This is a genomic window from Faecalibacterium sp. An122, from assembly GCF_002160895.1.
GTDB lineage: Bacteria > Bacillota > Clostridia > Oscillospirales > Ruminococcaceae > Faecalibacterium.
In genome coordinates this window covers 21,165-34,585 of sequence record NZ_NFLL01000013.1, presented here as the reverse complement: position 1 = coordinate 34,585, position 13,421 = coordinate 21,165, and the positions used below count along the sequence as shown (strand labels likewise).

12 protein-coding genes are annotated in these 13,421 nt (G+C 63.6%); 6 read left to right on the top strand and 6 right to left on the bottom strand.

The features are described from left to right. Nucleotides 1-40: 40 nt before the first annotated feature. Together ilvA and B5E67_RS09325 are read left to right on the top strand one after the other, a co-directional pair. Complete coding sequence (gene ilvA / locus B5E67_RS09330) at nucleotides 41-1,246, top strand: threonine ammonia-lyase (protein ID WP_087384926.1); 1,206 nt, start codon at nucleotides 41-43, stop codon at nucleotides 1,244-1,246. A 372-nt stretch (nucleotides 1,247-1,618) separates the two neighbouring features. Next, nucleotides 1,619-1,990 carry a RidA family protein gene (locus B5E67_RS09325; RefSeq protein WP_087384924.1) on the top strand — a complete coding sequence of 124 codons (372 nt, stop codon included), beginning with the start codon at nucleotides 1,619-1,621 and terminating at the stop codon, nucleotides 1,988-1,990. A 72-nt stretch (nucleotides 1,991-2,062) separates the two neighbouring features. On the opposite strand, the gene B5E67_RS09320 is transcribed toward B5E67_RS09325, so the two are convergent. Continuing rightward, entirely contained in the window at nucleotides 2,063-3,061 is a 999-nt protein-coding gene (locus tag B5E67_RS09320) for a GDSL-type esterase/lipase family protein (protein WP_087384922.1), read from the bottom strand. Between the two features lie 180 nt (nucleotides 3,062-3,241). On the opposite strand from B5E67_RS09320, the gene B5E67_RS09315 reads away from it, so the two are divergent. The 4 genes from B5E67_RS09315 (at nucleotide 3,242) to B5E67_RS09300 (ending at nucleotide 8,066) form a co-directional block, all read left to right on the top strand. Continuing rightward, on the top strand, nucleotides 3,242-4,393 hold the full coding sequence (locus B5E67_RS09315) for a cysteine desulfurase family protein (protein ID WP_087384920.1): 1,152 nt from the start codon (nucleotides 3,242-3,244) through the stop codon (nucleotides 4,391-4,393). Between the two features lie 77 nt (nucleotides 4,394-4,470). Continuing rightward, a complete protein-coding gene (gene thiI, locus B5E67_RS09310; protein ID WP_087384918.1) occupies nucleotides 4,471-5,670 on the top strand; it encodes a tRNA uracil 4-sulfurtransferase ThiI in 1,200 nt (399 codons plus the stop codon). A gap of 14 nt (nucleotides 5,671-5,684) precedes the next feature. Continuing rightward, on the top strand, nucleotides 5,685-7,001 hold the full coding sequence (locus B5E67_RS09305) for a competence/damage-inducible protein A (protein ID WP_087384916.1): 1,317 nt from the start codon (nucleotides 5,685-5,687) through the stop codon (nucleotides 6,999-7,001). A gap of 87 nt (nucleotides 7,002-7,088) precedes the next feature. Further along, nucleotides 7,089-8,066 (top strand): hypothetical protein, encoded by a 978-nt coding sequence (locus B5E67_RS09300; RefSeq protein WP_087384914.1) that lies wholly within the window; start codon nucleotides 7,089-7,091, stop codon nucleotides 8,064-8,066. A gap of 111 nt (nucleotides 8,067-8,177) precedes the next feature. Here B5E67_RS09300 and B5E67_RS09295 read toward each other — a convergent pair whose 3' ends face one another. The 5 genes from B5E67_RS09295 to B5E67_RS09275 form a co-directional block, all read right to left on the bottom strand. Next, nucleotides 8,178-9,620 (bottom strand): TrkH family potassium uptake protein, encoded by a 1,443-nt coding sequence (locus tag B5E67_RS09295; protein ID WP_087384912.1) that lies wholly within the window; start codon nucleotides 9,618-9,620, stop codon nucleotides 8,178-8,180. Then, a complete protein-coding gene (gene trkA, locus B5E67_RS09290) occupies nucleotides 9,617-10,993 on the bottom strand; it encodes a Trk system potassium transporter TrkA (protein WP_087246475.1) in 1,377 nt (458 codons plus the stop codon). Before trkA ends, B5E67_RS09295 begins: the two co-directional genes overlap by 4 nt. A 163-nt stretch (nucleotides 10,994-11,156) precedes the next feature. Then, nucleotides 11,157-11,891 carry a J domain-containing protein gene (locus tag B5E67_RS09285; RefSeq protein WP_087384910.1) on the bottom strand — a complete coding sequence of 245 codons (735 nt, stop codon included), beginning with the start codon at nucleotides 11,889-11,891 and terminating at the stop codon, nucleotides 11,157-11,159. Nucleotides 11,892-12,052: 161 nt separating this feature from the next. Beyond that, entirely contained in the window at nucleotides 12,053-12,886 is an 834-nt protein-coding gene (locus tag B5E67_RS09280) for a DUF5685 family protein (protein WP_087384909.1), read from the bottom strand. Nucleotide 12,887: 1 nt separating this feature from the next. Continuing rightward, complete coding sequence (locus B5E67_RS09275; RefSeq protein WP_087246478.1) at nucleotides 12,888-13,283, bottom strand: hypothetical protein; 396 nt, start codon at nucleotides 13,281-13,283, stop codon at nucleotides 12,888-12,890. Nucleotides 13,284-13,421: the final 138 nt, after the last annotated feature.

Genomic DNA, 13,421 nt, shown 5'->3' with positions numbered 1-13,421 from the left:
ACAGGGCGTCCCGGCCCTGTATTTTGTTGGGAGAGGGATTATGCTTACACTGGATAAAATCTACCACGCTGCCTTTGTGCTGAAGGACATCGCCCGCCGCACCGACCTGATCGAGGCACCCCTGCTGTCCAAGGACTGCCATATCTACCTGAAAACCGAGAATCTCCAGGTGACCGGCAGTTTCAAGGTGCGGGGCGCCTATTATAAGATCAGCCAGCTGTCGGAGGAGGAGCGCAGCCGGGGTGTCATTGCATGTTCGGCGGGCAACCACGCCCAGGGCGTGGCCCTGTCCGCCACCCGCCGGGGGATCAAGAGCATTGTCTGCATGCCGGACGGCGCCCCCATCATGAAGGTGGAGAACACCAAGAACCTGGGCGCTGAGGTCTGTCTGGTGCCGGGCACCTACGACGACGCCCACGACAAGGCGGTGGAGCTCCAGGCCGAGACCGGCATGACCTTCATTCATCCCTACGACGATGAGCTGGTCATCGCAGGGCAGGGCACCATCGGTCTGGAGATTCTGGACCAGCTGCCCGACCTGGACGCAGTGATTGTGCCCATCGGCGGCGGCGGCCTGATCGCCGGCATTGCCTTCACCATCAAGTCCCTGCGGCCTGAGGTAAAGGTCTACGGTGTCCAGGCGGCGGGTGCGCCCAGCATGTACCAGTCGGTGAAGCAGCACAAGTACCAGACCCTGGACACCGCTTCCACCTTTGCGGACGGCATCCAGGTCAAGACCCCCGGCGAGCTGACCTATGAAATGTGCGAAAAGTACGTGGACGAGGTGGTCACCGTCAGCGAGGACGAAATCGCAGCGGCCATCCTCTCCCTGATGGAGAACCAGAAGCTGGTGGCCGAGGGAGCCGGCGCGGTGCCGGTGGCGGCGGCCCTGTTCCACAAGCTGCCCATTCAGGGCAAGAAGGTGGTCTGTGTGGTGTCGGGCGGCAACATTGACGTCAACATCCTCAGCCGTGTCATCACCCGCGGTCTGGTGATGAGCGGGCGGAAGTCCAATCTGACCATTGCCCTGGAGGACAAGCCGGGCCAGCTGACCAAAGTGTCCCGGATTGTGGCCGAGTGCGGTGGCAACGTGGTATCGGTTCAGTACGACGGTTCCGATCCCGACATGCCCATCTCCAGCTGTTTCCTCAAGCTGGGCATGGAGACCCGCGACGCCGCCCAGATCGAGCAGATCCGCACCGAGCTGGCCAAAGCCGGTTTCCAGCTGGTCGCCGAACGCACCTGACCCCGCTTTTTCGAGAAAAAGCTTGGCAAAAAGCTTCACCTGGTACCGCTGACTGCTGTGGTCCTCACAAGGCCCTGCCGGCGATAAGGTTCCAGCCGCTTTAGGAGGTTCCCGGCCTGCGGCCCTGTGAGTCCAGCGTCGTGCCAGTCTGATTTTTCGGTCTTTACGCCTGCTTTTGAGAGAAAAATGGGCAGACAGCCGCAGAAGCAGGTCAGGCGAAAGGGGACAGTTTCCCGGCAGCTTTATAAGGCTCCCGGCCTGCGGCCCTGTGAGCCCAGCGTGATGGGCCGGGCCGTTCCGCTTCGACAGGGGCTTTCATTCGACGAATATACATCACCCAGGCGCAAGCCTGCCGCAAAAGGAGAACTTACCATGAACGTTGTTTCCACTTCCAACGCACCCGCCGCCATCGGTCCCTACAGCCAGGCTCTGGACCTGGGGGATCTGGTCTTTGTGTCGGGTCAGATTCCTGTGAACCCTGCCACCGGCCTGATGGCTGACACCGTGGAGGAGCAGGCCGCCCAGAGCCTGGCCAACATCAAGGCCATTCTGGCCCAGGCCGGCCTCACCATGGCCAACGTGGTCAAGACGGTGATTTTCCTGGCCGACATCAACGATTTCGCCGCAGTGAACCAGGTCTACGCCCAGGCTTTCAGCGAGCCGTATCCCGCCCGCAGCTGCGTGCAGGTGGCCGCCATCCCCAAGGGCGCCAAGCTGGAGATCGAGTGCATCGCCAAGCGGTAACAAGAACCAAAAAAGAAAAGGGACAGCGGTCGGATGACGCGCTGTCCTTTTTGTTTGTGTTTTGAGGGGAAATCAGGCCGGGATGCTGGCTGCGGCGGGGAGACTTTCGGTCTGGACGCCGGCCTCAGCGGTCTGGACCTGTTCTTCGGTGGGGTTCACAATGTCGTTGTGGGCCACATGGGTGCGCAGGTACTCCACCCAGGCGGTATAGCCCGCAGGCAACAGATGGTAGCCGTCGGGTTGGGCGTATTCGGCTTTCAGGTCGCCGTTTTCGTCCGCCAGCACCTCCCAAAGATCCAGGAAGTAGCAGCCCTTTTCCACGGCCAGGGCCGCCAGGTCATTGTTGACCCGGATGAACCGCTCGGCATACATGCCGGCGTGCTTGGCGTCGGCGCTGACTTCGGGGCGCACCGGCGTGATGGACTGGACATAGATGTCCGCGTCCGGCAAAAGGTTCCGGATGCGGTCCAGCATCAGGCTGTAGTAGTTGAGGAAACTGGTGTAGTCGGTGTCCTGGGTCAGGACGTTGGTGCCCAGCAGAATGTACACGGATTCGGGGGCATAAGATACCATTGCATCCAGCGGCACTTCCTGGATGCCGTCCACCCGGGTGCAGGTGGTGCCGTTGACCACCGCGCTGGGGCCTACCCCGCGGTAAGCACAATAGTGGGCGTTGGGAAGGCCGGTGTCGTAGATCTGCAGGCCCTGGGTCAGGCTGTCTCCCAGAAAGACGGCGTTGTCAAAATAGCTCAGATCCACCGGCGCGGTCTGGGTTTCGGGCATGGACGCCAGCCGGAAATCCATGGCGGTGGTGATGCCGTCGGTCAGTTTCTGGACGGTGAGGCTGGTCTGACGGGTGTAGCTGAGGGTACGCCATTCGGTGCTGGGCAGGGTCTGTTCCAGCAGGGTGACCTGGGGCGTTTTGTTTTCGCGGCGGGTGGGGTAGAGCTGACGCCACAGCACCCATACGCCGCACAGCAGCACCAGCATCAGAAACGCCAGCACGGTGGAAAACGTCCTGCGCCACCGCCTGTGCAGAACATGGCGGCGGTATTCCTGATAGTCTGCCATAGGGTCCTCCTTGCCCCGGTTTCCCGGGGACTTTTGATGATTGATTCTATTATACAGCGCCCGCCACCGCCGCGCAAGGCGGCAGGTGAATTTTGCCAGGGGGCGGCGGGGCCTTTCTTCCTGGCTTGATTTATGCTATACTTATAAAATAGGAATTCTTGACAGAAAGCAGGTAATTTGATGCGCACAGACCCTTCGCTGCATTATCTGGACAACGCGGCCACCACCATCGTGGACCCCGCGGTGGCCGATGTCATCCATACCGCCATGCTGGAGCACTGGGCCAATCCCTCCTCCCTTTACCGGCCCGGCGCCGAGAGCGAGGCGGCCCTCGGCCATGCCCGGGCCGCTCTGGCCCGCACCATCGGCTGCAAGAGCAAGGAGTTTTACTTCACCTCCTGCGGCAGCGAGGGAAACAACCTGGCCCTGCTGGGCGGCGCTCTCACCAAGACCTTTGGCAAAAAGATCATCTGCTCGGGGTTTGAGCATCCCAGCGTCCGCCGTCCTCTGGAGCAGCTGGCTTCCAGCGGCTGGCAGGTGGTGTTTGTGGACCCTGAGGCCGATGGCCGGCTGGATGTGGACCGGATGCTGGAACAGGTGGATCGTTCCACCGTCCTGGTGGCCTGCATGATGGTGAACAACGAGACCGGCGCCCGCTGCGACGTGGAGCGCCTGGCCCGGGAGGCCAAAAAGATCAACTCCCGGGTGATGGTCCATGTGGACGGCGTCCAGGCCTGGATGCGGCTGCCGGTCAAGCTGGCGGACAGCGGCATCGACAGCTTTACCGTCAGCGGCCACAAGATTCACGCCCCCAAGGGGGTGGGCGGCCTGTTCCTCAGCGACAAGCTGATCCAGAGCTTCCGGCCGCCCTATCTGGGAGGCGAGCAGGAGCGGGGCATCCGGCCCGGCACCGAGAACCTGCCCTATGCCCTGGGCCTGGCGGCCGCTGCCCAAAAGCTGGCCCCCACCCTGCGGGAGCGCACCGCCCGTGTGCGGGAGCTGAATGACCGGCTGCGGGCCGGGCTGGCGGCCTTCCCCACGGTGGAGATCAACAGCCCCGCCGACGGCGTGCCTGAAATCCTGAATTTCAGCCAGAACCGGATCAAGAGCGAGACCATGCTGGCCTGGCTGGCCGAGGCGAAGGTATATGTCTCCTCGGCGTCGGCCTGCGGCCGGGGTGAGCCCAGCCATACATTGGCGGTCATGGGCCGCAGCGATCGGGCCATCGACACCGCCATCCGGGTGTCCTTCTGCGCTGACAACACCCCCGAGGATGTGGACGCCTTCCTGGAGCGGTTTGAGGCCGGCATGAAAACCCTGGCGTCCTTTTAAAGGAACCGGAAACGGCCGGTCCGGCCCGGGCCGGACTGGCTTTTGTTTTGACAGATTGTTATAGTAGGAGAATGTATATGCAGGAAGTAATCATTGGCTACCAGGGCGAAATGTCCCTCAAGGGCCTCAACCGGAATCAGTTTGAGTCCGCCCTCATGAAAATTCTGCGCTTCCGGCTGAAGGACGCCGGCAAGTTCAACGTCTGGTGCGCCCAGTCCACCTTTTACATGGAGCCGGAGGAGGACGGGGCCGACCTGGACCTGGCCTTTGAGCGGGTGAGCAAGGTGTTCGGCCTGGCGGCAGTCAGCCGCAGCGCCGTCTGTGAAAAGGACTTTGACGCCATCTGCCGCACCGCCGAGTCCTATCTGGGAGACAGCCTGCGCCATGCCGTCACCTTTAAGGTGGAGGCCCGCCGTTCGGACAAGACCTTCCCCATGGACAGCCCCGCCCTGATGCGGGAGCTGGGCGCCTATCTGCTGGAGCGTCATCCCCGGCTGAAGGTGGACGTCCACAACCCGGACTGCAAGGTGATTGTGGAAATCCGGGACCGCGGGGCCTACGTCCACGGCCCCAAGACCCCCGGCGAGGGCGGTCTGCCGGTGGGCACCAGCGGCCGCGCCCTGAATATGCTGTCGGGCGGCATTGACAGCCCGGTGGCGGCCTACCGTATGGCCAAGCGGGGCCTGGCGCTGGATCACATCCACTTCGCCTCGCCTCCCTATACCTCTGAGCGGGCCCGCCGCAAGGTGATTGCCCTGGCCCAGCGCACCACCGTCTACACCGGCAGCTGCAACCTGTTTGTGGTGCCCTATACCCGTCCTCAGGAGTATATCCGAGACAATGCCCCCGCCATGCTGTTCACCGTTCTGATGCGCCGCAGCATGATGCGGATTGCGGGCCAGATCGCCCAGCGCCAGGGCTGCGAGGCCCTCATCACCGGCGAGAGCCTGGCCCAGGTGGCCAGCCAGACCGTCCACGCCCTCCGCTGCACCGATGCAGCCCAGGACCTGCCGGTTCTGCGCCCCCTGATCGGCATGGACAAGACCGAGATTGTGGAGACTGCCCGGCACATCGGCACCTTTGAGACCAGCATCCTGCCCTATGAGGACTGCTGCACCATCTTCACCCCGCCCCACCCCAAACTCCGCCCCACCCTGGAGGAGATTCTGGAGGCGGAGGCCGCCATGCCCGGCCTGGTCCAGCTGGAGGCCGAGGCAGCGGCCCAGACCGAGCGGCTGCGCATCCGCATCAATGACGAGCTGGAGCTGGAAGACTGAGGGGAGGCCGAGCCATGACGGCAGAAATCATCAGCGTGGGCACCGAGCTGCTGCTGGGGAATATCTTGAATACCAATGCCCAGTTCCTCAGCCAGGAGCTGGCCCAGCTGGGCATTACCGTTCAGCGCCAGAGCACCGTGGGGGATAACCATGAGCGGCTGGCCGACTGGGTGCGGGAGGCCAAGGACCGCTGCGACCTGCTGGTTTTCACCGGCGGGCTGGGGCCCACCGACGACGACCTGACCAAGGAGACGGTGGCGGCCTGCTACGGGGATACGCTGGTCTTTGACCCCGAGGAGTGGGAGAAGATCGTGAGCTTTTTCACCCGGATGGGCCGTCAGACCACCCCCAACAACCGCAAACAGGCCATGGTGCCGGTTCACGGCCGGAAAATCCCCAACGCCCACGGCACCGCGCCGGGGGCCTGGTTTGAGCAGGACGGCCGCTGCGCCGTCCTGATGCCGGGGGTGCCGGCCGAGATGAAAGCCATGTGGGCGGAACAGGTCCGGCCCTGGCTGCTGGCCCGGCAGAACTGCACCCTTCACTCCCTGACGCTGCGGGTTCTGGGGGGCGAGAGCGAGATCGAGTACCGTGTGCGGCACCTGCTCAGCAGCCCCAACCCCACCGCGGCCATCTACTGCAAGACCGGCGAGAGCGAAATCCGCATCACCGCCCGGGCCGCCAGCGACCAGGACGGGGAGGCCATGTGCCGGGCATATGCCAAAAAGTTCTATGATATTCTTGGCGACGCGGTGTATGATGAAGATGTACCTGGTTTGGCGCATACCGTGATCCACACCCTGGAGGCCAAGGGCATGACCCTGGCCACCGCCGAGAGCTGCACCGGCGGCCTCATCGCCCAGCAGCTCACCGCAGTGCCGGGGGCAAGCCATGTGTTCGGCTATGGCTTTGTGACCTATTGGGAACAGGCCAAGGCCCGGCTGCTGGGGGTGGACCCGGCGGTGATTGAGCGCTACAACGTGGTGTCGGGACCGGTGGCGGCCCAGATGGCGCTGGGCGCCCGGCGGGCTGCCGGCGCGGACCTAGCGGTCTCGGTCACCGGGCTGGCAGGCCCGGGGGGCGGCGACCAAGTGCGCCCGGTGGGCACCGTCTATATTGCCGGTGCCACGGAGGACGGCGTTTGGGTGGAAAAATTCCACTACGTCCGTTCGGGGCGGGAAAATGTCCGGGCCCGGGCGGCCCATGCGGCCCTGGAGCTGGCCCTGCGGCTGATGCAGGGCAAGGCCCCGGCGGGCTGCTGCCGCCTGACGGCCGAGGACTGCACCCGGCCTGAGGCGCTGGAGGCACTGGACCAGGCGTTGATCTTATAAGGTCCATCTGAAACCCTTCAGCGCGCCATCACCCTTGCCGGACCGGCTTTCAGATGCACCGCAGAAAGCGACAGGAGGAATGCAAGGATGGATGGGGCAAATGAGAGCTGGGTGCTCCGGTTTTTTGGTGTACAGGAGGCGGAGGTGTGCCGGGCCGCCTCCGGACTGGCGGGCCGGTATGGCCTGACCCAGGTGGAGAGCCGGTCCCAGGGGCCCGAAACCCTTCTGGCCCTGACGGCCCCGGCCCCCGCGCTGCACAAGGCGGAGGGACGGCTGCGCCGGACCTTTCGGGCGGGGCTGTACGGCACAGGGGAACAGACCCTGGCCGATTGTGCCGCCCGGGCCCTGGTGAAGCGGGACCGTCTGCTGGCCTGCGGGGACAAGCTGGCCTTGGAACTGCTGGCCCCCCGGCTGGAAGGCCGGGACGGGGTGGACCGCGTCTTTGATTTTGGGGCGGGCAGCTGTGAGGACCCCGATGCCGCCGCGCGAATCGAGGCCCTGGTCCTCCGGCGGGACAAAAAGGGAACCGCCGGCCCGGTGGCCCGGGAGCTGGACCGCCTGCGGGCAACCCTCAAGGTGACAAAGGCCGATCTGGCGGCGGGGGCTCTTTCGATGGAGGAGCGCACCCTGGTGGCGGTGGCCGGCCGGAAGGGCAGCTGGTTCTATCTGGCCGGCGCGGGGGAAAATCCCGCCCTCTGGCTGCTGGATATCCTGCGCCGTGCCGCCGAAGGCCGCCGCCAGTCCCCGGAAGTATGCTTTGTGCCCCGGGGCAAACGGCCCGGCCCCCTGTGGGAGGCCCAGGCGGCCCCCGCCGAATCCGCTGCCCCTGAGGAGGACGAAACGCCGGAAAACCCTGCCTCAGCAGAGACAAGCCTCCCGGCGCCGCAGACGCATCGCCGCCGCTGGCCGGCGCGCCTGGCCTTTGTGCTGGGGGTGGTGGCTCTGGCAGGTCTGGCGGCCGCCCTGCGGGTGACCGACGGAGACCTGACCGCCCTGCCCAGCCTGGTGCAGAGCATGATGGAGGGGAGCCAGCTGCCGGCCCATTCGGGGGCGGCCCTGATCTGAATCTGAAAAAAATCCGCTGTTCCGTGCCGGATATCGGCAGGAATGGGCGGATTTTTTGTTTTGGGCCCAAAAAAGCCCCCTGCCGGCGGGCAGAGGGCGCAGAAAAGCGAATTAGAATTTCTTCCAGGTCTCGGGGGCGAACAGGAGCAGCAGGGGGAACAGCTCCAGACGTCCGGCCAGCATGTCGAAGGTCAGCACCAGCTTGGAAAAGCCGGAGTAGATGGAGAAGTTGGCGGTGGGACCTACGGCCGCCAGGCCGGGGCCGATGTTGTTGAAGGTGGCGGCCACGGCGGTGAAGTTGGTGGTGAAGTCGTAGCCGTCCAGGCTGATCAGCAGCACCGACGACGCAAACAGGATGATGTAAGCCGCCATGAACACGTTGATGGACCGGAGGGTCTCGTGGTTGATGGGCTTGCCGTCCACCCGGATGGGGGTGACCGCGTTGGGATGAACGGTTTGGAACACCTCTTTGCGGATACTCTTGGCCAGGACCATCAGACGGCTGATCTTCATGCCGCCGCCGGTACTGCCGGCGCAGGCGCCAATGAACATCAGGGCCACCAGGATGCTCTTGGAGAAGGAGGGCCACAGGTCAAAGTCGCAGCTGGAGAAGCCGGTGGTGGTGATGATGGAGGCCACCTGGAAGGCGGCCTGCTGCATCGCGGTGAGGAAGTTGGGGAACAGGTCCCGGATGTTCCAGCTGATGAGCAGGATGGAGGCGGCGATGACCGCCAGATACCACCGGACTTCCTCGATGGCGAGGGCCTTTTTGAACTTGCGGCGGGTCAGATAGAAATAGACGCTGAAGTTGACGCCGAACAGGATCATAAAGATGGTGACCACCACCTGGATATAGGTGGAGTAGCTGCCCAGGCTGTCGTTCAGGACACCGAAGCCGCCGGTGCCTGCGGTGCCGAAGGTCAGCAGCAGGGAGTCCATCAGGGGACAGCCGCCCGCCAGCATGAACAGAATCTGGAGAACGGTCATGCCCAGGTAGATGGTGTAGAGGATCTTGGCGGTGGCCTGGACCGAGGGCACCATCTTTTCCACCTGGGGGCCGGGGCTTTCGGCCTTCATCAGGTTGACGTGGCTGCCGCCGGTCAGGGGCATCACCGCCAGCAGAAACACCAGAATGCCCATGCCGCCGATCCAGTGGGTGAAGCTGCGCCAGAACAAAATACCCATGGGCAGGCTCTCCACGTCGGCCAGCACCGACGCGCCGGTGGTGGTAAAGCCCGACACCGTCTCAAACAGAGCCTCGATGGGGTTGGGGATGGCCCCCGACAGGACAAAGGGAATGGCGCCCATGATACTGATGACAATCCAGGTCAGGGCGGCGGTGGCGCAGCTCTCCCGCATATGGAAGATCTTGCTGCGGGGTTTCAGGAAGGTGAGGGAAAGGCCGATCACAAAGCAGAGGGCCACGGTGAAAAGGAAAATCCACAGGATATCCCATTCGCCGTACAGGGCGCTGACCAGGGCCGGCAGGCACAGCAGGCCGCCCTCGCACAGCAGAATATAGCCCAAAAGCCGGAAAACAACAGCATAATTCATCGGCGTGCGCTCCCTTGTCCGGCCGCGATGTCCCGCAGGTCATGGAGGCCATGCTGCAGGGTCACCACGATGACGGTGTCGCCCACCTGGATGGTGTCGCCGCCCCGGGGAATGATGATCCGGTCGCCCCGGGCGATGCAGCACAGCAGCAGATTGGGTTTCAGGGACAGGCTGCTCAGGGGGACGCCGGTGACGGCGCTGTTTTCGTGGACGGTGAATTCCAGCGCCTCCACCCGGTCGTCCAGAATGCGGTAGAGGGTTTTGATGTTGCTGCCGGCCTCGTTCTGGAGGGCGCGGACGTACTGGACGATGAAGTCGCAGGTCATGTACTTGGGATAGATGATGCTGCCCAGGTCAAAGCTGGAGAGCATATCGTCGAATTCCAGCCGGTTGATCTTGGTGACCCGCTTGGCGCGGGAGTGGTTGCTGGCAAAGAGGGACAGCAGGATGTTTTCCTCGTCCATGTTGGTGAGGGAGACAAAGGCCTCGGTGGAGTCCAGGCCCTCGGACAGCAGGAAACTGCGGTTGGAGCCGTCGGCACAGAGAATCTGGGCCTGGGGCAGTTCCTCGGCCAGATAGTCGCAGCGGTTCAGATCCCGCTCGATGATGCGGACCTTGACGTTGTCCGCCAGCAGGGACTTGCTCAGGTAGAAGGCGATGGCGCCGCCGCCCACGATCATGGCGTTTTTCACCGGCTTGACCGGGATGCCCAGCTTGAGGAAGAACTGGTGGGCTTTTTCCTGGGTGGCCAGGAAGGTGACCAGGTCGCCGCTGCGCAGCACAAAGCTGCCGTCGGGAATGGTCACCGTCTTGCCCCGTTCCACTGCGCAGACCAGAATGTCGCAGCCCAGCCGGGAGGGGATGTCCCGGATGGGCATGCCGTCCAGGCCGTGGGGTTCCAGCAGGGCGAACTTGATCAGGCGGACCCGGCCGTCGGCGAAGGTGTCGATCTTGGTGGCGCCGGGGAACCGCAGCAGCCGCGAAATCTCAGCGGCGGCGGCCATCTCGGGGTTGATGATGGCCGAGATGCCGGTCTGCTGGCGGATAAAGTCCAGCTCGTGGCTGTAGGACGGGTTGCGGACCCGGGCGATGGTGTGGCGGCTGCCCGCCTTTTTGGCGAACATGCAGCACAGCAGATTCAGCTCGTCCGAGCCGGTGATGGCGATAAAGACGTCGTTGTCCTCGATGCCGGCCTCGGACAGGGTGGCAATGGAGGAACCGTTGCCCACCACGCCCAAAACATCGTAGTTCTGGACGATTTGTTCCACGCGGGCCTTGTTGGTGTCCACCACCGTGACGCTGTGGCCTTCCTCGCTGAGCTGACGGGCCAGGGCCGTGCCCACTTTGCCGCCGCCCACAAGTATGATTTTCATACGTTAAGCATCCTTTCCAGTTGATCCAGGCCGGGGGTAGGGCCGCCCGGTCACATTAATAATATATTAACATAATTTGTGGGAAAGGTCTATATCCAGCGGCAAGAAGAAAGCCCCTGTCCGGGCGGGACAGGGGCGAAACTGCGCGAAAAAACGGGGAACATCAGAAGGGCCGGTAGAAGAACCAGCGGTTGCCGCAGCAGCAGTTGCACAGCAGGTTCAACAGGATCATGGACCAGCACCACCGCATGATGCCGCCGCCGGCGTTGGTGTAGGTGGTCTGGGTCCGGTAGGTCTGGCCCGGATTCTGCAGCCGGTTCAGGTGAGAGCGGTACTCGGTATTGTTGGGGTCCAGCTGGACGGCCCGGCGGGCGTCCTGCAGAGCGTCGATGCTGCGGCCCAGGCCCTGGTTGGCCAGGCTGGACAGATAGTACCAGCGGGCGTTCCGGTCCCGCTGGGAGTCCAGCACCCGGCGGGCCTCGGCGTAGCGGCCGTTGACGATGAAGTTGCGGGCCGCCTGGATCTCAGCCGGGTCGCTGCTGGAACTGCTGGGGCCCCGCTGCTGCTGGGTGTAGCCGTATCCGCCAAACCCAAAGCCGAAGGGGTCAAACCCATAGAAGCCATCCTCAAAGCCGCCCTGCTGGTAGCCCTGCTGATAACTCTGCTGACTGTATCCGCCATAGCCCTGCTGGCTGTAGCCGCCGGCGCTCTGGGGGCCGGTATCCCCCTTCATGATGGCGTCGTAGGCGGCCTGCACCTCTTTGAAGTGTTCCTCGGCGGTGGGGTCGTCGGGGTTCAGGTCGGGGTGCCAGCGCTTGCACTTGGCGCGGTAGGCTTTCTTGATCTCTTCATCACTGGCGCCGCGCTGGACGCCAAGAACCTCATAGGGATCTTTCATCGAATAACTTCCTCACAACTCTCTATCGCAATGTGGAAAAGGAGCGCGCAGGCCGCCGCCCATGAGCGGGAAACACCCGCGCTCCCGGAAAGGTCTTCACAATCTCATCTATTTTATCGTATACAGGCTCAAAAAGCAAGCCCCACACCGCACAAGAAGGCTCAGCGGGGCTGTTTTCGGCTGTTTTTCACGTTGTATTTGAGCCAGATGCCGGAGTACAGGATATTTTCCAGCAGATCGACGTCTTCGACGCAGGGCAGCCGCCGGAAGGCGGCCGCGGCCTGGGCCAGAAGCAGCTCGAAAATCTCCCGCATCTGGTTTTCATAGTCCGGCTCGGCGGACAGGCTGCGCAGGGGATTGTAGGAACCCTTCCGCTTGTCCCGCTCCAGGTCGTCCCAGGCGTCCAGGAGATAGATATATTTGCCGATGCTGTAGCCGATGGTGCGCAGCTCGCCGGACCAGCGGTCCTGCTTGTAGTCGAACAGCTCGGCCATCAGACCCCCGAAGGACCCCGACACCAGGTCCAGGTCCTCGCAGCCGTCGGCCTCATAGGCGGCCAGCTGGGCCAGGCCGGTGGTGATGGCCTGGCAGGCCCGGGGCCAGCGGGCCTCGGCGTCCCGGCGGCGCTGGTCCAGCAGCTTCATATACCCAAGGCCCAGAGGGCTGCGGTCGTCCTCCCATTTGTCCTTGGCGCTGTAATAATGAAGGGCCAGGCCGATGTCGGCACAGTACTCGGTGGGGCCGCTGTACCGCCAGTGGATGGGCCGGATGGGATGCACCGGACAGCGGCCGGTCTCGGCCACCGCCGGCGTCTCGCCCTCGTACAGGCTGGACAGCAGCAGGTTCAAAAAGGTCAGGTCGTAGCTCAAGGTCATCCGGCCAGCCATGCCATGGAGGGCCGCAGCCCGGCGGCACAGCCCGCAATAGGCGGTGCGGTAGCGGTCCCGGGCTTCGGGGGTCATGGCCTGCTGGTCGGGAATGATATAGCCGAACATATCAGCTCTTCTTGATGAACTGGGTGCCGCACCGGGGGCAGGAAATTTCGATCCGGCCCCGGCCCTTGGGCACGCGCAGCATCTGGCGGCACTTGGGGCACCGGAAATAGCGGTAGGTCTTGCGGTCGTCCCAGCGGCGCTTGATGCCGCGGAACTTGCCGGCCACCCGCTCTTTCAGGTTGTAGAAGCGGTAGTTCTCCTCGGTGCGGCGGGAGATGTTGCGGCTGAAGGTGCGGAAATAGCAGTAGATCAGCGCGGCCAGGCCCAGCCAGGTGAAGATGCCCCAGCCGGTGACCAGCGAGAGCAGCAGCAGGACCACGGCCAGAATGCTCAGGAACTGATTGAGCGCATCGGTGCCGTAGCGGCCGGCCATAAATTGACGGATTTTCTCACGCATATGTGTATAAGCCCCCATGTCTTTGAAAAATAAATTGTGAACGTCGGAATCCAAACCGGAAAGCTGGGGCGGCACAGATCTGCACCGCCCCAGGGCCCTCCGCGCACTGGATGCGCAGAGGAATGCCTGTTAAATTTA